The organism is Georgenia thermotolerans (assembly GCF_009193185.1).
GTDB lineage: Bacteria > Actinomycetota > Actinomycetes > Actinomycetales > Actinomycetaceae > Georgenia > Georgenia thermotolerans.
This window is the reverse complement of sequence record NZ_VUKF01000009.1, coordinates 92,536-110,725: the sequence shown is the minus strand read 5'-3', so window position 1 is coordinate 110,725 and position 18,190 is coordinate 92,536. Positions and strand designations below refer to the sequence as shown.

Annotated in this window: 18 protein-coding genes, 1 pseudogene and 1 riboswitch; of the genes and pseudogenes, 11 read left to right on the top strand and 8 right to left on the bottom strand. The window is 74.8% G+C overall.

Translation table 11 applies throughout. The features are described from left to right. Window positions 1–278 (bottom strand): annotated as a pseudogene (locus GD970_RS06260) (acetyl-CoA carboxylase biotin carboxyl carrier protein); the annotation flags it as partial. A 239-nt stretch (window positions 279–517) separates the two neighbouring features. Here GD970_RS06260 and GD970_RS06255 point away from each other — a divergent pair. The 3 genes from GD970_RS06255 to GD970_RS06245 all read left to right on the top strand — a co-directional run bounded on the left by GD970_RS06255 (window position 518) and on the right by GD970_RS06245 (window position 3,683). Continuing rightward, window positions 518–1,213: a TetR/AcrR family transcriptional regulator gene (locus GD970_RS06255; protein ID WP_152202022.1), complete on the top strand. Its 696-nt coding sequence runs from the start codon at window positions 518–520 to the stop codon at window positions 1,211–1,213. Window positions 1,214–1,354: 141 nt separating this feature from the next. After that, entirely contained in the window at window positions 1,355–2,227 is an 873-nt protein-coding gene (locus GD970_RS06250) for a carbon-nitrogen hydrolase family protein (RefSeq protein ID WP_152202021.1), read from the top strand. A gap of 22 nt (window positions 2,228–2,249) precedes the next feature. Continuing rightward, entirely contained in the window at window positions 2,250–3,683 is a 1,434-nt protein-coding gene (locus tag GD970_RS06245) for an APC family permease (protein WP_226925191.1), read from the top strand. Window positions 3,684–3,691: 8 nt separating this feature from the next. Here the strand turns inward: GD970_RS06245 and GD970_RS06240 are convergent, their stop codons facing one another. Further along, window positions 3,692–4,390 carry a DUF4386 family protein gene (locus GD970_RS06240; protein ID WP_152202020.1) on the bottom strand — a complete coding sequence of 233 codons (699 nt, stop codon included), beginning with the start codon at window positions 4,388–4,390 and terminating at the stop codon, window positions 3,692–3,694. 136 nt (window positions 4,391–4,526) lie between these two features. Between GD970_RS06240 and GD970_RS06235 the strand changes: the two genes are divergently transcribed. After that, window positions 4,527–4,835 carry a GNAT family N-acetyltransferase gene (locus GD970_RS06235; protein WP_152202019.1) on the top strand — a complete coding sequence of 103 codons (309 nt, stop codon included), beginning with the start codon at window positions 4,527–4,529 and terminating at the stop codon, window positions 4,833–4,835. 6 nt (window positions 4,836–4,841) lie between these two features. On the opposite strand, the gene GD970_RS06230 is transcribed toward GD970_RS06235, so the two are convergent. From GD970_RS06230 to GD970_RS06220, 3 genes are all read right to left on the bottom strand, one after another. Continuing rightward, window positions 4,842–5,834 (bottom strand): pirin family protein, encoded by a 993-nt coding sequence (locus GD970_RS06230; protein WP_152202018.1) that lies wholly within the window; start codon window positions 5,832–5,834, stop codon window positions 4,842–4,844. A gap of 67 nt (window positions 5,835–5,901) precedes the next feature. Then, window positions 5,902–7,455 (bottom strand): hypothetical protein, encoded by a 1,554-nt coding sequence (locus GD970_RS06225; protein ID WP_152202017.1) that lies wholly within the window; start codon window positions 7,453–7,455, stop codon window positions 5,902–5,904. Further along, window positions 7,452–7,988 carry an RNA polymerase sigma factor gene (locus tag GD970_RS06220; protein WP_226925190.1) on the bottom strand — a complete coding sequence of 179 codons (537 nt, stop codon included), beginning with the start codon at window positions 7,986–7,988 and terminating at the stop codon, window positions 7,452–7,454. Before GD970_RS06220 ends, GD970_RS06225 begins: the two co-directional genes overlap by 4 nt. A 165-nt stretch (window positions 7,989–8,153) precedes the next feature. Further along, a riboswitch (TPP riboswitch) is annotated at window positions 8,154–8,261 on the top strand. A gap of 58 nt (window positions 8,262–8,319) precedes the next feature. Here GD970_RS06220 and GD970_RS06215 point away from each other — a divergent pair. The 6 genes from GD970_RS06215 to GD970_RS06190 all read left to right on the top strand — a co-directional run bounded on the left by GD970_RS06215 (window position 8,320) and on the right by GD970_RS06190 (window position 14,783). Then, window positions 8,320–8,982, top strand: a complete 663-nt coding sequence (locus GD970_RS06215; protein WP_152202015.1) for a YkoF family thiamine/hydroxymethylpyrimidine-binding protein — start codon at window positions 8,320–8,322, stop codon at window positions 8,980–8,982. Window positions 8,983–8,993: 11 nt separating this feature from the next. After that, a complete protein-coding gene (locus GD970_RS06210; protein WP_152202014.1) occupies window positions 8,994–9,608 on the top strand; it encodes an ECF transporter S component in 615 nt (204 codons plus the stop codon). Beyond that, a complete protein-coding gene (locus tag GD970_RS06205; RefSeq protein WP_170297154.1) occupies window positions 9,605–11,467 on the top strand; it encodes an ABC transporter ATP-binding protein in 1,863 nt (620 codons plus the stop codon). The genes GD970_RS06210 and GD970_RS06205 overlap by 4 nt, the downstream gene beginning before the upstream one ends. After that, complete coding sequence (locus GD970_RS06200; protein WP_152202012.1) at window positions 11,464–12,279, top strand: energy-coupling factor transporter transmembrane component T family protein; 816 nt, start codon at window positions 11,464–11,466, stop codon at window positions 12,277–12,279. Before GD970_RS06205 ends, GD970_RS06200 begins: the two co-directional genes overlap by 4 nt. Window positions 12,280–12,459: 180 nt before the next feature. Next, window positions 12,460–12,966 carry a GNAT family N-acetyltransferase gene (locus GD970_RS06195; protein ID WP_152202011.1) on the top strand — a complete coding sequence of 169 codons (507 nt, stop codon included), beginning with the start codon at window positions 12,460–12,462 and terminating at the stop codon, window positions 12,964–12,966. A gap of 38 nt (window positions 12,967–13,004) precedes the next feature. After that, entirely contained in the window at window positions 13,005–14,783 is a 1,779-nt protein-coding gene (locus GD970_RS06190; protein WP_152202010.1) for a DUF429 domain-containing protein, read from the top strand. Here GD970_RS06190 and GD970_RS06185 read toward each other — a convergent pair. Continuing rightward, window positions 14,773–15,474: a helix-turn-helix transcriptional regulator gene (locus GD970_RS06185; protein WP_152202009.1), complete on the bottom strand. Its 702-nt coding sequence runs from the start codon at window positions 15,472–15,474 to the stop codon at window positions 14,773–14,775. The two genes, GD970_RS06190 and GD970_RS06185, sit on opposite strands and share 11 nt — an antisense overlap. Window positions 15,475–15,523: 49 nt before the next feature. Here GD970_RS06185 and GD970_RS06180 point away from each other — a divergent pair, with 49 nt between their 5' ends. Beyond that, the gene (locus tag GD970_RS06180) at window positions 15,524–16,258 is read left to right on the top strand and encodes an alpha/beta fold hydrolase (RefSeq protein ID WP_152202008.1); all 735 of its coding nucleotides are present in this window, start codon (window positions 15,524–15,526) and stop codon (window positions 16,256–16,258) included. Window positions 16,259–16,293: 35 nt separating this feature from the next. On the opposite strand, the gene GD970_RS06175 is transcribed toward GD970_RS06180, so the two are convergent. Both GD970_RS06175 and GD970_RS06170 read right to left on the bottom strand, forming a co-directional pair. Next, window positions 16,294–17,100, bottom strand: coding sequence for an ABC transporter permease subunit (locus GD970_RS06175; RefSeq protein ID WP_170297153.1), 807 nt, complete (start codon window positions 17,098–17,100; stop codon window positions 16,294–16,296). Beyond that, window positions 17,097–18,089 (bottom strand): ABC transporter ATP-binding protein, encoded by a 993-nt coding sequence (locus GD970_RS06170; RefSeq protein ID WP_170297152.1) that lies wholly within the window; start codon window positions 18,087–18,089, stop codon window positions 17,097–17,099. Before GD970_RS06170 ends, GD970_RS06175 begins: the two co-directional genes overlap by 4 nt. Window positions 18,090–18,190: the final 101 nt, after the last annotated feature.

The following is an 18,190-nucleotide window of genomic DNA, read 5'->3' as shown; positions in this document are numbered from 1 at the left end:
GGGGCGGGCGCGGTCACGGCGGGTGCGGTCGCAGCCGGGGCGGACCCCGTCGGGGCGGCCCCGGCGTGGCCGTCGGCCTCGGGCCGCGGCTGTGCCTCCCCGTCCGGCGGCGCCGCGGCCGACCGGGCGGCGCCGTTGAGGGCGACCTCCACATCCGGGAGCAGCCCGCCGCGCCGGACGTGGATGCGCAGAGAGCCCTTCTCGTAGAGGAAGTCGGTGAACTCCGTCTTGTCGAGCTGCTCGATGATCGCCGCGAGCTCCTCGAGATCCACGTCCATCGGTGCAAGCCTCCTCGCTCGTGCCCTGGGCCCACCGGCCCTCCCGCCAGGCCACGAACGTAGGAACGCGTCCCTCATCCCGCAATAGCCTCATCCCGCTATTCCTCATTACGGAATCGGGGTAGGTCGCCCGATTCTCTCGTCGGCATCGGCGCGGCCGGACATGCCGAGCGCGGGGGCGACGGCTATCGTCGCTCTGAGCGCGGAACGGACATCTCGGACAGGTGCGGAGGGCTGTGATGGCGCCACGGAGCACCGAGCGGCCGACGCTGACGCGGGAGGGCATCGTCGAGGCGGCCGTCGCCCTCATCGACCACCAGGGCCTGGGCGCCCTGAGCATGCGCCGGCTCGGCTCCGAGCTCGGCGTCGAGGCCATGGCGCTGTACCGGTACGTCAACGGCCGGGAGGACCTCCTCGAGGCCGTCGTCGAGGACGTCACCTCCCAGGTGCGTCTGTCCGACGACATGCACCTCGGCCCGCACGGCGGCTGGCAGGCGTACCTGCAGGAGCTGGCGCACCAGGTCCGCGACCTGACCTTCGCCCACCCACAGGTCTTCCCCCTCATCGCCACCCGGCCGCCCGCCGCCCCCTGGCTCCGGCCCCCGCTGCGCAGCCTCCGGGTGGTCGAGGACTTCCTGCAGGTCCTCACCGCGGAGGGCTTCAGCGACGACGACGCGGTGGCGGCCTACCGCACCTTCACCAGCTTCCTCATCGGCCAGCTCCTGCTCGCCGCGGCCCAGCGCGGCGCCCCCATGCCGGCCTCCGAGGAGATCGACGAGGGGAACAGCGCGGCTCCCACCAGCACGGAGTCGATCACCGAGTACCCGGCGATCGAACGGCTCAAGGGGCGTCTCGCCGAGGACCACAGCGACGCGGAGTTCGAGCGGGCGCTGGAGGAAATGCTCAACCGGATCGACACGCGGGTGAGCCGGTAGCCGCCGACGTCCCGAGGCCGATCACCCACCGCTGCCGGCGGCGCTCGTCGGATCCATTCGGGCGGGCGCCGGCTCCGCCCGGGCCGGTCGCCGGTCCGGGCACGCGGGGTTAGCGTTCCTCCACGACGAGGGAGGCGCAGGATGGCCCGTTGGCTGCCGGTCGTCGCGGCGCAGGTGCCGGCGCGGGACCCGGCCACCGCCCTGGACGAGCTCGAGGCCGAGGTCCACGGGCTCATGGCGGACTTCCCCCGCACGCGAATGATCGTCTACCCCGAGTACCACACGTGCCGGGTGGTGGGGCCGCCGGAGATCCGCCGCGACCGCTACGCCGCGCTCGCCGAGCCGCTGGACAGCCCCCGCTCGGAGCGGCTGGCGGCCATCGCCCACCGGGCGGGCGTGTGGCTGGTGCCCGGCACGATCATCGAGGCCGGGCCGGCGGGCGAGGTCTACAACACCGCCGTCGCCTACTCCCCGCGCGGGGAGCGGGTGGCGGCCTACCGCAAGATCTTCCCCTGGCGCCCGTTCGAGCCCTTCGACGCCGGCTCGCGGTTCGTCACCTTCACCATCCCGGACCTCGGCACCGTCGGGCTGTGCACCTGCTACGACATCTGGTTCCCCGAGGTCGCGCGGCAGCTGACGTGGATGGGCGCGGACCTCGTCGTCTGCCCGGCCCAGACCTCCACCATCGACCGGGCCCAGGAGCTGGTCCTCGCCCGCGCCACCGCGATCCAGAACCAGGTCTTCGTCCTGAGCGTCAACGCCGCCGCGCCCGACGGCACCGGCCGCACGATCGTCGTCGACCCCGAGGGCCTGGTCCGCGAGCAGGCGCCCAGCGAGAGCCCCACCTACCTCACGGACGTCCTCGACCTCGACGCCGTCGCCAAGGCCCGTGAGCTCGGCACCTGCGGGCTGAACCGCATCTGGCACCAGGTCCGCCCCGACGACGCCGAGATCCCGCTGCCGCTGTACGGCGGCAGCATCACCGCCGCCCAGTGGGCGGTCCGCAGGAGGTAACGCCGCATCCGCGGAGGTCGTCATGACCGAGCAAGCCGGTCAGTCCGAGCACGCACGCAACATGGCGGAGCACACCGGCCACCCCGCCCCGCACCCCGGCCACCTGCACCGCACGGTCACGCTGTGGCCGATGATCCTGTTCGGGCTGGCCTACATCTCCCCGTTCATCGTGCTGACGACGTTCGGGGCGTTCTCGGAGATCAGCGGCGGCACGCTCGCCGGCAGCTATCTGCTCACGACCGTCGCCATGATCTTCACGGCGCTGAGCTACGGGAAGATGTCGCGGGAGCATCCCGTCGCCGGCTCGGCGTACAGCTACGCCCGGCGCAGCATCGGTTCCCGCATCGGGTTCATGGTCGGCTGGGCGATCATGCTCGACTACTTCTTCCTGCCGATGGTGGTCTGGCTCATCGGCACGGCGTACCTGACGGCGCAGTTCCCGACCGTGCCGAAGTGGGTCTTCGTCCTGGCCTTCATCGTGATCACCACGGTCCTGAACATCATCGGCATCAAGCTCGCCACCCGGGTGAACGTCGCGCTGCTCTCGTTCCAGGTGCTCGTCCTGGTGTTCTTCGTGGTGCTGTCCCTGCGGCACGTGTTCGCCACCCCGGGGCTGGGCGTCACCCTCGAGCCGTTCTGGAACAGCGCGTCCACCGTGGGCGCCGTCGTCGCGGGCGGGGCGGTCGCGGCCTACAGCTTCATCGGGTTCGACGCCGTGAGCACCTTCGCCGAGGAGGCGGTCGACCCCCGTCGCACCGTCCCGCGGGCCATCGTGCTCACGGCCGCCATCGCCGGCCTGATCTTCGTGGTGGTGTCCTACGTCGTCCAGCTGGTCCACCCCGGCGGCAGCTTCGCCAACCCCGACAGCGCCGCGCTGGACATCGCCCGGACCATCGGCGGGGACCTCTTCGGCGCGATCTTCCTGGCCACCGTCATCATCGCCCAGTTCACCGCGGGCATCCCGATCCAGGCCGCCGGGTCCCGGCTCATGTACGCCATGGGCCGCGACGGCGTCCTGCCCCGGGGGGTCTTCGGCTACCTCCTGCCCCGGCTCGGCACGCCGGTGTTCAACCTCCTGCTCACCGGGCTCGTCGGGCTGCTGGCGCTGTTCCTGAACGTGGAGACGTCGACGTCGTTCATCAACTTCGGCGCGTTCACGGCGTTCGCGTTCGTCAACATCTCCGTCATCGCCCTGTACCTGCGCCAGCGCCACGAGGTGCACCGCACCGTGCTCGGCTGGGTGGTCCAGCCCCTCATCGGCCTGGTCGTCATCCTCTTCCTGCTCACCCAGCTCAACAAGAACGCGCTGACGATCGGGGTCATCTGGCTCGTGCTCGGGTTCTGCTGGCTGCTCTACCTCACCCGGTTCTTCCGTCGCGAGCCGCCGGAGATGACCACGCTGGAGGAGAGCGGGGAGGCGGCGCTCGAGCGGCCGGCGTCGTCGGCCGAGACCTGAGCCGCGGGTCAGCGGCTGGCCGCGCGGGCCGGTTCCCTCGTCCGCCAGGCGACCACGGCGAGCCAGACGAGCCACGCCAGGATGAGCACGTAGCCGGCCAGGATGGCGACGGTGTTCGTGCCCGCGAAGCCCTCCTCGCCCAGCACCCAGCCCTGCACGAGGTAGGCCAGGCCGGACAGCGCGATGAGGTATCCGAGCGCCCGGGGCAGCCGTCCGGTCGCGGCCACCGCGCTGCCGAGCAGGACCAGGGCCAGACCGAACGTGAAGCTCTGATAGCTGCGGGTGCCCCACTCCAGCCACCGGACCGCCTCGGCGGTGGCGAAGCGGGCCGCCTTCTCCGCCTCCGGCGCGGCTGTCCAGGCGTCGACGGCCTGCTTGAGCGCCACGCCGTCCACGGCCTGCAGGACGCCGTACAGGGCGAGCGAGACCGTCGCGGAGACGGCTCCCAGCCGCGCCACCCAGCCTGCGCCGCGCGCCCCGACGTCGAGCACCCCGGCGAGGGTGAGGAGCCCGGCGACGATCACCGCCATGCCGGCGAACTGGCCGAGGTGCACCGCGGTCCAGCTGGCGCTGGCCGCGTACTCGGCGAACACGACCGGGTGGTCGTTCGCGGGGCCGTCGGGATGCAGGAGCCCCACCGCCGCGTAGAAGAGGAAGCCCACCACGAGCAGCGCCGCCGCGAGGCGCAGCCTCTTGCCGTTGCTCATGACTCCGCCCTGCTTTCCGGCGTCGGGAGCCTGCCGCAGGCTGCGATTCTAGGCGCGCCGCCCCCGCGGTCGCGACCGTGACTGTGGGGGCGCCCGCCCCGCCCCTGACGCCGCTCCCCTGTGCTTGGGTGCTCGCATGGCAGCCATCGCCGTCACCCACCTCCCCGAACGGCGCCGCTACGAGGCGCGCGTCGACGGCCGGCTCGCCGGGTTCACCCAGTACCGCGTCGCCGGTGACCAGGACGTCTTCGTCCACACCGTCGTCATTCCCGCCTTCGAGGGCCGGGGCGTCGGGTCGACCATCGTCCGCGGCGCGCTCGACGACGTGCGGGCCCGCGGCCGCCGGGCGGTCGCGGTCTGCCCCTTCATGGCCGCCTGGCTCGAACGGCACCCGGGCGTGTACGACGACATCCTCGACGAGGCGCCGCCGCGGGCCGGGGAGTGAGCCGCGTCAGCGCGACCGCGGCTTGAGCCGCAGGTGCGGCAGCTCCGGGGCGGGCAGCGGCGGACCGTCGTACCCGGTCACCGCGCCGAACCGGCCGAGCCCCGCCGCCTCCCCGGCCAGGGCCGCCTGCCACTGCGCGCGCGCCTCGACGATCTCCTCGTGGGTGCGGCCGACGAGGTTCCACCACATGAGCACCTGCTCGCCGAACGGCGCACCGCCCATGAGCACCGCCCGCACGGGGGTCTCCCCCGCCTCGAGCAGCAGCTCGTCCGCGCCCGGGGCGAGGTAGGCCAGCCACGCCGGCTGCAGCGGCTGACCGGCCACGCGCAGGTCCCCGGCGTCGAGGAGGACGCCGTGCTCGAACGCCGGGTCCACGGGCAGGCGGACGACGGCGCCGGCCGGCAGGTCGAGCTGGGCCGCGACCATCGGGGAGTAGGCGCGGGCCGGCGAGGTCGCCCCGCCCAGCGTTCCCATGAACACCCGCACCCGGGCGCCGTCGACGACGAGCTCGGGCAGCTCGGCGACGTGCTCGAAGGCCGGCGGGCCGTCGCGGTCGGCGGCCGGCAGGGCCGTCCACAGCTGGACGCCGTGCAGGCGCCGCTGCTGGGGGAAGCGCCGCAGCGTGCCCTCCTCGGAGTGGCAGATGCCGCGGCCCGCGGTCATGAGGTTGAGCTGGCCGGGGGCGATGGTCTGCTCCGAGCCGAGGGCGTCCCGGTGCAGCACCTCCCCCTCGAACAGCCAGGTCACGGTCTGCAGGCCGATGTGCGGGTGCGGGGCCACGTCCATGCCGCCGGAGACGGCGATGTCGTCCGGGCCGTAGTGGTCGGCGAAGCAGAACGGCCCGATGAGGGAGCGCTGGCGCGACGGCAGCGTGCGCCGCACCGTCATCGCCCGTGGGCCGCCTAGCGGCACGTCTCGCGGCTCGATGAGCTCGACGTCGACGGTGGCCGTCCCGGCAGCGCACAGCTGCTCCTGGGGCCGGGGCTCGAGGTTGGTCATGCGGCCAGCGTAGGAGCCCGGCGTCACGGGCCTCGGCGCGTGAGCGCTGTCGTTCGTCCGATGGGGATCATTCCGCTGATCCCCTCAGGAGCCCCGGCACGAACACGTCCCGGGCGAAGGCGAGATCCTCGTTCGCCAGCGTGCCGGCCCCGGGCGCGTTGATCGTCACGACGGCCGTTCGTGTGCCGTCGTGCGACTGACCGCGGAGCGTCGCGGTGCGGTCACTGAGGTAGATGAAGCCGCGGCCGCCGGGAAGGTCATAGGCCGTGTACTCGGGATCGTCGAGCAGGTCGGCCGGCAGGCCTCCTACGCTCTCGTCCTGATAGGTGAAGGTCATCTCCGTGCCGGTCTCAAGATTCCGGAGGAAGCCCTCGACCTCGGAGCCGTCGGGCAGCGGCTGTCGCCGCAGCCGACCGAAGGTGAAGTCGCTGTCCCTGGTCAGGTCATAGAACCGGTTCGCCTCGGGGCCGGTGATCGGCTCCGTTCCCGGCCGGGCCGCGCCGCCCCCGAACGGGGAGTCGCCGTCGGCCGGCGGCCCGTTCGCGCCGCAGCCGAGGTGGCCACACTCGGGCATGGTGGCGACGTAGGTGTCCTCGAGGAAGGTGGTGTAGCCGGTGACGGTGTCCATCGGGAGGTAGTCGACGCCGGACTGGATGTGCTCGACGGCGAGGAGCGTGCCGGTGACGGGGTCGAGGATGACCCGGACGTCGTCGATGTGTCCGTCGAGGTCGGCCGGTGGCGACGAGCGCCGCATCTGTTCGGCGGCGGCCGGGTCATCAGGGACGGGGTGGGGCCTGTAGGGGACGTGGTGGGCGGCACCGAAGGCGAGTCCCGTCCGGCCGGCCCTGTCCGCCACCGTCCCGTAGCTGGTGACGTCCAGGGCCGCCAGTCCGTCGAGGAAGGCGGACCGTTCCGCGGCGGGGTATGCGCCGTACAGCCCCACGCTGCTCACGTACGCGCTCAGGACGGCGTAGGCCGCCTCGTCCTTGGGTGCGCCGGCAGCGAGCCGCCGCACGATCTCGTCGGGTGTGCCGCTGAGATCCGCGGGCGGGGGGAAGTCGCCGGGGGCGAAGTCGCCATATCCGTAGCGAGCGATTCCGTCATCCTTCTGCAGCACGCGGATGGAGCCGTCGGGAGCCACCCACGTCTCCATCGACAGCTGGAGGGCGTCGGCCTCCATGCTCCCCTCAGGGGACCTCTTCACGAACGCCCAGGTCTCCCCCACCACCCGCAGGTACCGGTACGCGCCGTCGGGCGGGGGCGGGTCGGCTGCGTCCCGGACGCGGTCGGCGAGCTGCTCGAGCTCGGCCCGGGCGGGGGTCCCCTCGGGCTGGGCGTAGGCGAGCATCGGCACGGTCGCCGCTGCCGCCGTGGAACCGGTGCCGGTGATGAGGCCGGGCAGCACGTGCGCGCCGGCCAGACCGAGGACCAGGGCCGCCGCGGCACCCGCGAGCGCCACCCATCGACGGTGTGGACGGGAGCCCGTCGGCTCGGGCTGGACGGGGTCGTGGGCGAGGACCCACGCCAGCGTGGCGTCGACCTGCTCGCGGTCGGCGAGCGGCTCGTGGCGCGTGGGGTCGAGGTCGGCGAGCTGGGCGAGGACGGTGCGTTCGGGAGTCATCGACGTGCTCCTTCCTCGGCGAGAGGGCGTTCGGGCCAGGCGTCGACCTGCGGGAGGCGGTCGAGGATGCGCAGGAGGTGGCGGCGGGCGCGCAGGAGCCGGACGCGGAAGGTGCCCGGCTCGCAGCCGAGCACGGCGGCGGCCTCCCGGGCGGTGAGCCCGTCCCAGGCGACGAGGGTGAGCACCTCGCGCTCGCCGGCGTTGAGCTTGCCCCAGGCGCGGACGAGGTCGGTGCGCGAGGCGACGTCGGCGGCCAGCTCGAGGTCAGCCGGCTCGGGCTCGGCGGCCAGGCGCACGTGCAGGGCGTGCCAGCGCCCGTGCGTGCGGGCCGCCGTGAGCATGAGGTTGCGGGCGATGCCGAACAACCACGGACGCAGCTCCGCCGGCGCGGCGTCGAGCCGGCGCCAGGCCACCAGGAAGGCCTCCGCGACGACGTCCTCCACCTGCGGTGGAGGCAGGCGCCGGCGCACGAAGCGCTCGAGCTCGGCGCGGTGCTCGCGATACAGGCGCGTGAACCTGTCTGCGTCTGACACCCACACACCACCTCGTGCTCGGCGAACCATCCCTGTCACCTTCTACATCGCCGGGACACCACCGTCCGTTACATCGGTTCTTGAACGCCCGCCGGCAGGGCACGTGCTCCCCGGGTCCTGGCTTGGACGGCCCTGGACACCCCGCAGGCCGGTGGGTAGGTTCACAAGCGACCCCCGGGGAGCGCTGAGGAGCGCTGAGAGTGCGGAAAGTCCGCAGACCCGTACACCTGATCCGGTTCGTACCGGCGTAGGGAGCAGGGCACCCGCCCGGCGCTGCACGCGCGCCGTCGGCGGGTCTCGAGGTACCCGCGGGCCCGGAGAAGGGACCGTGATGAGCACCAGGCTCGACGAGGCGCGCGCCGCCGGCGCCACGCCCGACCAGCTCGGCGTCGGGATGCGCGTGAGCCTCCACCCGCACTGCGACGACTTCGTCGACGTCATCCTCGGCGCGCTGGCCGACACCGCCGCGGCCGGCCTGACCGACGACCTCGTCCTCGAGACCGACGAGGTGAGCACCTATGTCGGGGCGCGCACGGCGCCGGCCGAGCAGCGCCTCGCCGCCTACCTCACGGCGCTGGTGGCGGCGGCGTCGCGCCGCTCGGACGGCGGGCACGTGGTCGCCCACGTGCTGCTCTCGCGCGGCTGCCCGGGCGAGGTGAGCTGCGACCTGGCGGTCACCGGCCTGCCCCACGTCGCGCCGGTGGCGATCGCGCGCACCGGCCTGCGGGCGGCCGCCCAGTGGTCGCTCTACCCGCTGCTCGACGGCGGGTCGGCCGGGGGGGAGCACATGGCCCACATCGAGGCGGCCATCGCCCACGCCCAGCGCCGCGGCACCGCCACCAGCCCCGCGCACTACGCCACCACGCTCGTCGGCGACCTGGCCGACGTCGTCGCGACCGCCGTGGACGCCTGGGCCGAGGTCGGCGCGGTGGTGCCGCACGTGGTCACGCACCTGACCATCTCGCTGGGCTCGCCCAGCCCGGCCGAGGCGTGAGGAGGCCGGCGATGAGCAGCGGCACGACCCATCCCGCCCCGGCCGCCCCCGCCCGGCCCCGCTGGGCCCTGCGGGACCTGGTCCTCATGGTGGTGCTCGGCGTGGTCTTCGGCTTCGCGTACTGGGCGCTCGTGCAGGCGTGGAACGGCCTGAGCATCGTCATGGGCCCGGCCGGGGACCTCGCCCAGCACCTCCTGCTCGGCGGGTGGCTGCTGGTGGCCCCGATCGCCATCGCCATCATCCGTCGGCCCTTCGCCGGGATCCTGGCCGAGGTCATCGCCTCGGTGGTGGAGGTGGTCTTCCTCGGCTCCCCGGTGGGCCCGATCCTCATGGTGTCCGCGGCCATCCAGGGCGCGGGCAGCGAGCTGCCGTTCGCCCTGACCCGCTACCGCCGCTTCTCCTGGGGCGTCTACGCCCTGTCCGGGCTGCTCGGCGCGGGCCTGGTGTTCTTCTTCTCGGCGTTCCGCTTCGGCTGGTACGGCCAGGAGATCTTCTGGCTGCGGTTCGGCCTGCAGTGCCTCTCCGGCGTGATCCTCGGTGGGCTGCTCGCCAAGGTCATCGTCGACGCGCTCGCCCGGACCGGCGTGCTCGACAACTTCGCCATCGGCCGCGCCGCCCGGCCGTGACCACCTTCCCACCCGGGGACGCGGGCCCCGCGGCCGAGGCCCCGCGCCCCGGCGGCGCCGGCGGTCCCGTGCTCGCGCTGCGCGACGTGACGGTGCGCTACCCCCGCCGGCCGGAGCCGGTGCTGCGCGCGGCGTCCCTGCGGCTGGCGGCCGGGGAGCAGGTGGTGGTGCTCGGCGCGTCCGGGTCGGGCAAGTCCACGCTGCTCCAGGTCATCACCGGGGTGGTGCCGCACAGCGTCGGCGCGACCCTGACCGGGGAGGTGGCCGTGGCGGGGGCGACGGCGGAGGCGCCGGTGGTGGAGCGGTCGCGCCACCTGGGGGTCCTCGCGCAGGACCCGGGCGCGGCGGTGTGCCTGCCCGTGGTGGAGCAGGAGCTGGCCCTGCCGCTGGAGAACCAGGCGGCCGACCCGGCGGGGATCGACTCCCGGATCGCCGCGGCGCTCGACGCGGTGGGCGCGGGCGGGCTGCGCGAGCGGGCCACCGCGACCCTCTCGGGCGGGGAGGCGCAGCGGGTCGCGCTGGCGGCGGCGCTGGTGACCGAGCCGGCGGTGCTGCTCCTCGACGAGCCGACGTCGATGCTCGACCCCGCCGGCGTCGCCGCCGTGCGCGGCGCGGTGGGCGAGGCGGTCGGGCGCTACGGGCCGGCGGTCGTGCTCGTGGAGCACCGGCTGGACGAGTGGGCCGGGCCGGCGGGGACCGCGGGGCTGCCCGCCCGGGCGCTCGTCCTGGGCGACGACGGCGCGGTGCTCGCCGACGGGCCGACGGCGACGGTGCTGCGCGAGCACGCCCGTGCCCTGCACGCCGCCGGGTGCTGGTTGCCGCTGGACGCCGAGCTCCTCGCCCTCACCGGCGCCGAGGGCGGGCTTGACGCGCCGGCGAACGCGGCGCTGCTGCGCGCGCTCGCCGCCGAGGTGGCGGACGGCGCCGCCCGGCCCGCCTCGCCGCCCGGAACTCCGCCCGCGCTGCCCGCGCTGGCCGCGATCGGTCTGGCGGTGAGCCGGGAGACGCCGCGTGCGCAGCGCCGGCGCCGTCGCTCCCCAGCCGCCCCCGCGGCCGCCCCGCTGCTGGCCGGCATCGACCTGGCCGTGCGCCCCGGCGAGATCGTCGCGCTGCTCGGCGCCAACGGCGTGGGCAAGACGACCCTGCTGCTCACCCTCGCCGGGCTCCTCCCGCCGGCGGCCGGACGGGTCGACGGCGCGCGGCCAGGCCTGGTGTTTCAGAACCCCGAGCACCAGTTCCTCGCCCACACGGTGCGCCAGGAGGTCGCCCACGGGCTGCCGGCCGCCCGCGCCGCCGAGGTGGTTTCCCGGCAGCTGCGCCGGCACCGCCTCGAGCACCTCGCCGAGCAGAACCCCTTCCGCCTCTCCGGCGGGGAGAAGCGCCGGCTGTCCCTGGCGGCGATGCTCGCCCACGAGCGCCCCGCCCTGCTCGCCGACGAGCCCACGCTCGGCCTGGACCGGCGCGACGCCGTCGCCACCCTCGCCGCGCTGCGGGCGGCAGCCGCCGCCGGCACGGCCGTCGTCTTCTCCAGCCACGACCTGCGGGCCGTCGCCGCCCTGGCGGACCGCGTGGTCGTGCTGGGCGAGGGCGGCGTGCTCGCCGACGGTCCGCTCGCCGCGGTGCTCGACGACGCCGAGGTGCTGGCGCGCGCCGGGCTCGCCCTGCCGCCGCTGGTGGCGTGGCTGCTCGCCCAGGTGCCCGGCCCCGCCGTCGGGCACGTGCTGCGCCGGCTCGACGGCGCCGTCGCCGCCCCGCTGGCGCCGACGCACCCGGCGGAGCCACCGCAGAGACGTCCGGCAGGGCCGGCCCAGACACGTCCGGCGGGGCCACCGGCACGCCGGGCGGGGGCCGCGCGATGAGCGCCCCCGGCGTCGTCGGCCGCGCGGCGGGCGCCGTCGCCGACTCCCCGCTCGCCCGGCGCAACCCCACCGTCAAGCTGGCGCTGCTGCTGGTGGTCTCGCTCGTGGTGATGTTCGTGCTCGACCCGCTCACCCCGGCCGTGCTCTACCTCCTCGCGCTCGCCGCGGTCGCGGCCGGCACCCGCGCCGCCCCGCGCACGCTGCTGGTCGCGCACGCGCCGTTCGCGCTGTTCGCGCTGGGCGTGCTGGTGGTCAACGCCCTGTCCCGGCCCGGGGCGGTGCTGTGGCAGGCGGGGCCGCTGCGGGTGACGGTCGAGGGGGTCGAGATCGGCGTCGCCCTGGCCGCGCGGACCCTGCTCGTGGGCGTGCTGGCGATCGGCTTCCTGCTCTCCACCGACGGCGTCGCGCTCATGACGAGCCTGCACCAGAACGCCCGGCTCGGCGCCCGGGTGACCTACGCGATCCTGGCCGGGTACCGGATGCTGCAGGAGATGCCGCGGGAGTGGGCCACCATCAGCCAGGCGCACGCCGTCCGGGCGGACCTGTCCGGCGGCCACGGTCCGCGGGGCCCGCGCCACCTCGCCGGCGTGGTGTTCACGCTGCTCGTGGTCTCGGTGCGCAAGGGCGAGCGGATGGCCCAGGCCCTGGAGTCCCGCGGGCTCGGCCTGACGCCGCGCACGACCTGGCGGCCCGTCCTGGTCACGGGCGCCGACTGGGCGCTCGCCGCCGTCGTCCTCGGCGTGCTCGCGCTGGTGCTCGCCGGCAGCGCCGCGCTCGGGGTGCTCCAGGGGCCCGGGGCGCTCACCCCCTGACCCGGCCGCCGGCGGCAACCACGAGGCGGCCGCGATGTCCGCGCGGGTCCGTGCGGGCGGAGGCCCGGCGGCGGGGGCCTCGCACCGTGCAGCCGAGGCGGTGCCGCGACCAGACGGGCATTCCGGCTGCGGAGGAGCCGGCGACACATCGGCGAAACACAGGCGTGGCAGGCTCGGGCTGTGGACATCGCGCTCGTGCCGGCCGGGCAGTCCGTTCGTGCGGCCCAGGAGCTGGCCGCCCTGCTGCAGGCCTGCGTCGCCGACGGCGCCAGCCTGGGCTTCCTCCACCCGACGACCGCCGAGCAGGCGCGGGCGTTCTGGCAGGGGGCGCTGACCCAGCCGGGGGCGATGACCTGGGTGGCGCGCGACGACGACCGGCGCCTCCTGGGCACCGTGCGCCTGATCCCGTCCCCGATGCCCAACGCCGGCCACCGCGCCGACGTCGCCAAGCTCATGGTCCACCCGGCCGCTCGTGGCCGCGGGGTCGCCGCGGCCCTGATGGCGGCCCTGGAGGACGCCGCCCGCGCCACGGGCCGCACGCTCCTCGTGCTCGACACCGAGACCGGCAGCCGCGCGGAGGCGGTCTACCGGCGGTGGGGCTGGGAGCGCGTCGGCGTCATCCCGGACTACGCGACCGACCCCGGCGGCGCGCTCCGGCCCACCACGATCATGACGAAGCGGCTCTGAGCAGCGGGGTTGTCGGCCCCGCACGGCAGAGTGTCCTCATGTACTTCGTCGGCATCGACCTCGCCTGGGGCGAGCGCCAGCCCACCGGCGTCGCCGTCCTCGACGACGACGGCACCCTGGTGCACCTGTCCGCGCAGAGCACCGACGAGACGATCGTCGCCGCGCTCGCGCCCTACCGGCACGACCCGGTGCTGGTGGCGATCGACGCGCCGCTGGTGGTCACCAACGCGACCGGCAACCGGCCCTGCGAGGCGGCGCTGAACCGGGACTTCGCCCGGTTCGACGCGGGCGCGCACCCGGCGAACACCGGCAAGCCCGAGTTCGCCGGCACGCCGCGCGGCGCCCGGGTGGCCAAGCTCCTGGGCCTGGACATCAACCCCGCCTCGGGACGCCCCCGGCGCGGCATCGAGGTCTACCCGCACCCGGCGACGGTGGCGCTGTTCAACCTGGGCCGGACGCTGAAGTACAAGCAGAAGCCGGGCCGGGGCGTGGCCGAGCTGCGGGAGGCGATGCTCACGCTCGTGGGGCACATCGAGGCCCTGGCCGACGCCGAGCCAGCCATGGTGGTCACGGACCACCCCGCCTGGCGCGACCTCGTCGCCGCCGTGCGGGCCGCGACCCGCAAGAGCGAGCTGCGCCACGCCGAGGACCAGATCGACGCGGTGCTGTGCGCGTACGTGGCGCGCTACGCCGTCGCCCATCCCGAACGCACGACGACGTACGGCGACCTCGCCACCGGATACATCGTCACCCCGGCGCTTCCGCCCGGCCTCGAACCCACGCCGCGCTCCGCCCCGACCCCGGCGGGGGCACCCGGGGAACCCGCGACGGCCGATTCCGTCCGGCAGGCCACCCGCGGCGCGGTGCAGGCCTACGCCAACCAGCGCGCGGCGCTCGAACGCGCCACCGAGCAGTACATCGCCCTCGTCACCGGCCTGCTCGACGACGCCGGCATCAACTACCACGCCGTCGAGGGGCGCACGAAGACCGTCGCCTCGTTCGCGGGCAAGGCCGCCCGGACGGTGGACGGGCGCCCGGTCTACACCGACCCGCTGCACCAGATCACCGACCAGATCGGGGTGCGGGTCATCACCTACGTCCTCAGCGACGTCCAGGCGGTGGTCGAGGTGCTGGCCGACGCGCTCACGGTGCTCGAGGACCGCGACATGGCCCTGGAGACGGCCCAGGCGGGACGGTTCGGCTACTCCAGCCGGCACGTGCTCGTCGCGACCCGCGGCGACGGCGACCAGGCCGACCTGCGCGAGCGCATCGCGTCGGTGCAGGTGCGCACCGTGCTCCAGCACGCCTGGGCGGAGTTCGAGCACGACATCCGCTACAAGGGGTCGGTGCCCGAGGCGTACGCCCCGGACCTCGACCGGCGCTTCACGCTGGCCGCCGGGCTGCTCGAGCTCGCCGACCGGGAGTTCTCCACGATCCGGGACCGGCTGCAGGAGAGCATGACCGACCACGAGCCGGAGGCCGACGCGACCGATCCGCGCATCAGCGCCCAGGACCTGGCCGCCTTCCTCGCCGGGCGGTTCACCGACGCCGGCTGGTCGCGCACCGACCACTACGAGTGGATCGCGGGGCTGCTGCTCGAGCTCGGCGTCACGTCGCTGCAGGAGCTGGGCGAGCTGCTGCGGGCGGTGGACAGCGCGTCCATCACCGAGCGGATGGGCTACCGCTACCCGCCCGGCGCCGTCCGCCGGCTCGACGACGCGCTGCTCTCGATCTTCGGCGAGCGGTACCTCCAGCTCCACGGCAACGCCCGCCGGGTGGAGCCGCTGCGCGCCCGGCTGGAGAAGCTCAGCGGCTGACGTGCGCGGGTCGTGCCGTCTCGGGCGGTTCCCCGATGTCTTCCATGGGGATGTCGACGGCGGGCTCCGCGGTCACGCTGGCGTGCTCGATGCGGTCGAGGCGGAACCAGCGCACGCCGCGGCGGAGGCGGCAGCGGGCGACGAGGTACCAGCGGTCCCCCGTGTGGGCCAGCAGCTGCGGGTCGACGCGCCGCGAGGTGACCGCCCCCTCGCCGTCGCGGTAGCGCAGGGCGAGGACGCGCCGTTCCAGCAGCGCCGATTCCACCGCGGTTCGCATGCGCCGGGCACCGTGCGGGGCGGCGTTGTCGTTGGTCCAGATGCGGCCGGCGAGGCGGGCGGTCTCCTCGCGGACGGACGGCGCCATGACGTTGAGGATCTTGGTCAGGGCCGCGCGGCCGTGGCCGTCGAACGGCTGGCCGCGGTGGGCTTCGAGGGCAGCCGCGAGCGCCGCCACCTCCGCGGGGGTGAACGCGACCGGCGGCAGGGTGGCGGCCTCGTCGACGATGTAGCCACCGGTTCGCCCGAGCCGGGCCCAGACGGGAAACCCCGCCTGCTGCAGCGCGGAGATGTCGCGCTTGACCGTGCGCAGGCTGACCTCGAACACCGCTGCGAGCTGCTCGGCGGTCCTGCCGGCGCGCCCTGCGCGCCGGAGCTCCTCGCGCATCGCGTAGAGCCGGTCGATGCGATTCACCGCTAAATGGTGCCATAACCATGTCATGAAGGACCGGCACGGTAGTGCCATGACACCTACCCAGAGCACTTCCCTTCCCGTCGTCCTCGTCCCCGGCTACTGGCTGGGCGGATGGGCGTGGGACGCGGTGGCCGAGCGCCTCAGCGCGGCCGGGCACGACGTCACGGCGGTGACGCTGCCCGGCCTGGCCGACGTCTCCGCGGACCGGCACGGCGTCCGGTTCGCCGACCACGTCGACGCCGTGCGCGCGGCGCTCGAGGCGGGCGGCGAGGAGGGCGTCCTCGTGGCGCACAGCGGCGCCGGGGCGGTGGCCAGCGCGGTGCTGGACGCCGTGCCCGACCGCGTCGCCCGGGTCGTCTACGTCGACAGCGGCCCGACGGCGGCCGGTGCCGTGCCGCGCCCGGACGTCAGCGCCGACGCCGTGGAGCTGCCGCTGCCGTCGTTCGAGGAGCTGGAGGCCGCCGGCGCCAGCCTGGCCGGGCTGGACCAGGAAGCGCTGGACCGGTTCCGCGACCGGGCGGTGCCGCACCCCGCCGGCGCCGTCCGCGGGCCCGTGCTCCTGGAGAACCCGCGACGCCACGCGGTGCCGGCGACCCTGGTCTGCTCGTCGATGGCCGGCGAGACGGTGCAGGCCCTCACCGCGTCAGGTCATCCGATGTTCGCCGCGGTGGCCGAGCTCGTCGCCGTCGAGTACATCGACCTGCCGACCGGGCACTGGCCCATGTGGTCCCGCCCGGCCGACCTGGCCGATGTCATCGCGGCGGCGGCCACGCGGGGACGGTGACGCCAAATCGTTCACGCCAGGGGCCGCGCCGGCGGTCACGCCAGCGCGGCCACCTGCTTCTCCCGCCGCAGCGCGGCCGCGCCGGCCCGCAGCAGCACGAACGCCGCACCCCAGAGCACCAGGCCGATGGCCAGCGCCAGCCAGGCGTTGAGCAGCACGATCCCGGCCGCCTGCCCCACCGTCAGGGCGAGCAGCGGCAGCACCGCCACGCCGGCGATCTGGGTGGCCGACTGCACCGTCGCGGCGCGGGCGGAGACGACGACGTTGAGCCCGAGCGCGGCGGCGGTGCACGCCGGGCCGAACCACAGGATGGTCACCAGCCACGGCACGGTGGGCAGCAGAGGCCCGCCCATCGTGTCCCACAAGATGGCGTCGACGACGCCGCCGTAGACCAGCTGGGCGAGCAGCCCGATCACCAGGGCCGGCGCGAGGGAGCTGAGCAGCTTGCCGAGCAGGATGTCGAGGTCGGAGACCGGCGCCAGCAGCAGGCCCTCGATCGTGCCGCGCTCACGCTCGCCCGCGATCGCGTCGGTGGCCAGGACGGACGCGACGACGAGGGCCACGAGCACGAGCAGCGGCGGCACGAGATAGGTCGCGAAGATGACCGCGAGCCGGGCCTGGTCCGGCACGCCGCCGAACGCCGCCGACGGCAGCAGGGCGAGCAGCCCGTCGAACTTCTCGATCTCGGCGGTCGGGGGCAGCCAGTACATGGCGGCGGTGACCTCGGACATCACCAGCACGAGGATGGTGGGGACGATGAGCATCGGGATCAGCACCCCGGGCGACCGGCGCACGAGGAGCAGGTCCCGGCGGGCGATGGCCAGCACGGCGCGGCGGTTCACGACTCCTCCGTCCCCCGCGCCGGGCCGGCGTGGAGCGTCAGGTACAGGTCCTCGAGGGTGCCCGCCCGGGGGCGGACGGCGTAGACGTCGACGCCGGCCGCGACCAGGTCGCGCAGGACGGCGGGGATGTCCGCCCGCGCGACGTCCGCCAGGCGGACCCGGCCCGGGCCCTCCAGCACGACCTCGCCGCGGCCGGCGGTCGCCGCCAGGGCGGCCTGCTCGTCCCGGGGGGCGAGCTCGATCTCGACCCCGGCGGTGCCGGCCTGGGCGGCGAGCTCGGCCGGGTTGCCCTCGGCCACGATCCGGCCGTGGGCGAGGATGACGACGTCGTCGCACAGGGCGGCGGCCTCGGCGAGGTCGTGCGTGCAGATGACGACCGTGCGGCCCTCGTCGTGGCTCGCCCGGCGGATCAGCGCCCGCAGCTCCTGCTGCGCGACCGGGTCCAGCGCGGTGGACGGCTCGTCGAGCAGGAGCAGCTCCGGATCGGTGAGGAGCACCTTGGCGAGGGTGGCGCGCTGGCGCATGCCGGCGCTGTAGCCGGAGACCTTCTCGTCCAGGCGGTCGCCGAGCCCGAGGGTGCCGAGGACGGCGGCGATGCGGTCCTCGAGCCCGGTCGCCGGCAGGTCGAAGAGCTCGGCGGCGAAGCGCAGGTTCTCCCGGGCGGTCAGCCGCTGGTCGAGGATGCTCGTGCCGGGCAGCATGCCGATGCGGCGCCGGACCCACGTGCCGTGCTCGAGCGGGTCGCGGCCGAAGACCCGGACGGTGCCGCCGGAGGGGGCGAGCAGTCCGGCCAGGTGCCGCAGGATCGTCGTCTTGCCGGCGCCGTTGTGGCCGAGCAGCCCGACGACGGAGCCGCGGCGAACCGTCAGGCTCACGCCGTCGAGCGCGGTCACGTCCGGGAACCGTTTGGTCAGTCCGCTGATCTCGATGACGCTCTCGCCGTCGCTCCCCCGATCGACCGGCGCCCGCCGCAGGGCTGCCTCTGTCACGTCGTCTCCTTCGACCGGCGCCCACGGTGGGCGCGGCAGCGCCATCTTGCCGTGCCCAGGCCACGCCGATGCGCGGACGCGGGCGTGTCGCGACGCGAAGC

Bases quoted from the DNA above. Each gene is read 5' to 3' on its own strand.
- GD970_RS06225 (WP_152202017.1), bottom strand. From the start codon at position 7,455: ATGACTCCCGAACGCACCGTCCTCGCCCAGCTCGCCGACCTCGACCCC.
- GD970_RS06235 (WP_152202019.1), top strand. From the start codon at position 4,527: ATGGCAGCCATCGCCGTCACCCACCTCCCCGAACGGCGCCGCTACGAG.
- GD970_RS06200 (WP_152202012.1), top strand. From the start codon at position 11,464: ATGAGCGCCCCCGGCGTCGTCGGCCGCGCGGCGGGCGCCGTCGCCGAC.
- GD970_RS06230 (WP_152202018.1), bottom strand. From the start codon at position 5,834: ATGACCAACCTCGAGCCCCGGCCCCAGGAGCAGCTGTGCGCTGCCGGG.
- GD970_RS06245 (WP_226925191.1), top strand. From the start codon at position 2,250: ATGACCGAGCAAGCCGGTCAGTCCGAGCACGCACGCAACATGGCGGAG.
- GD970_RS06255 (WP_152202022.1), top strand. From the start codon at position 518: ATGGCGCCACGGAGCACCGAGCGGCCGACGCTGACGCGGGAGGGCATC.
- GD970_RS06210 (WP_152202014.1), top strand. From the start codon at position 8,994: ATGAGCAGCGGCACGACCCATCCCGCCCCGGCCGCCCCCGCCCGGCCC.
- GD970_RS06180 (WP_152202008.1), top strand. From the start codon at position 15,524: ATGACACCTACCCAGAGCACTTCCCTTCCCGTCGTCCTCGTCCCCGGC.
- GD970_RS06240 (WP_152202020.1), bottom strand. From the start codon at position 4,390: ATGAGCAACGGCAAGAGGCTGCGCCTCGCGGCGGCGCTGCTCGTGGTG.
- GD970_RS06215 (WP_152202015.1), top strand. From the start codon at position 8,320: ATGAGCACCAGGCTCGACGAGGCGCGCGCCGCCGGCGCCACGCCCGAC.
- GD970_RS06250 (WP_152202021.1), top strand. From the start codon at position 1,355: ATGGCCCGTTGGCTGCCGGTCGTCGCGGCGCAGGTGCCGGCGCGGGAC.
- GD970_RS06190 (WP_152202010.1), top strand. From the start codon at position 13,005: ATGTACTTCGTCGGCATCGACCTCGCCTGGGGCGAGCGCCAGCCCACC.